The sequence below is a fragment of the Chelatococcus sambhunathii genome, assembly GCF_001418005.1.
GTDB lineage: Bacteria > Pseudomonadota > Alphaproteobacteria > Rhizobiales > Beijerinckiaceae > Chelatococcus_A > Chelatococcus_A sambhunathii.
Window position 1 is genome coordinate 1 of the sequence record NZ_LIOL01000035.1, and the last position, 1,024, is coordinate 1,024.

General features: G+C 62.3%; 1 protein-coding gene. It reads right to left on the minus strand.

The features are described from left to right. Window positions 1-725: 725 nt before the first annotated feature. Window positions 726-1,024, minus strand: a 299-nt coding sequence (locus ASC46_RS20685) for a flagellin (protein WP_280949174.1), incomplete at its 5' end; no start/stop codon positions are given.

The window sequence follows — 1,024 nt, forward strand, 5'->3', positions numbered from 1 at the left end:
TTCTTGTTGGTGGCCGTCAGCGTCTGCAGAGCAGTCATCGCCGAGGCATTGGTCAGCAAGCTGGACATGGCTTTCGTCCCTTCACATTGAGATGTGGATTGTTTGAAAGGGACATGCCGGGCTCGCACCGGCATAGCGGAGCGGCATCATGCCTTTGAGGGGCGCCGCGGCACAGCGCAGCCTCAATCCGCTATAGGTGAGCCGAGATTAGAAGGGCAGGCTTGTGCGGGGCTTGCGTGGTGGCGGGTGCCGGCACTGCAGGACACAGGGAGCCGATCATCCCTGCCATCCTACATACAAACATCCAGCCTATGACAGCACTGAGCCAGCTATATGTCGTCATGGCCGGGCTTGTCCCGGCCATCCACGCCCCCCAACGTTGCCCGACGGTTCAAGACGTGGATGCCCGCGACGAGCGCGGGCATGACGCCGGGAACCGCCGTTCAGGTATCTTGGCTGGGAGTGCAGCACACCCTGCCTATTCGTCTTGGCCGGGCTTGTCCCGGCCATCCACGCCTCCAACGCTGCTCGAAGTTCCAGGGCGTGGATGCCCGCGACAAGCACGGGCACGAGGATGGGAAATGCTGCGCTTCGCAACCCCCGCTCCAGCATCCGTCAATCGAACCGCCGCGCAGCCGTGGCGGATACTTATGGAAGCATCCTCATAGAAAAAGGCCGCGCTTCTTGCGAAGCGCGACCCCTTCACGGTGCAGCTTACCGTCGTCTTAGCGGAAGAGCGACAGGATGTTCTGCGTCGAGGAGTTGGCGATGGAGAGGGCCTGGATGCCGAGCTGCTGCTGCACCTGCAGCGCCTGCAGCTTGGTGGATTCCTCTTCCATGTTGGCGTCGACCAGCTGGCCGATGCCGCGCGTCACAGCATCCGACAGCGCAGTGACGAAGTCGTTCTGGATGTCCACGCGCTTCTTGACGGAGCCGAGGTAGGAGGCCGAGTCCGTCAGCTGGTTGAGGACTGCATCGACGCCCTTCGTGACGTTCTCAAGCTCCGTGAGGTCCGCAGCAGCGT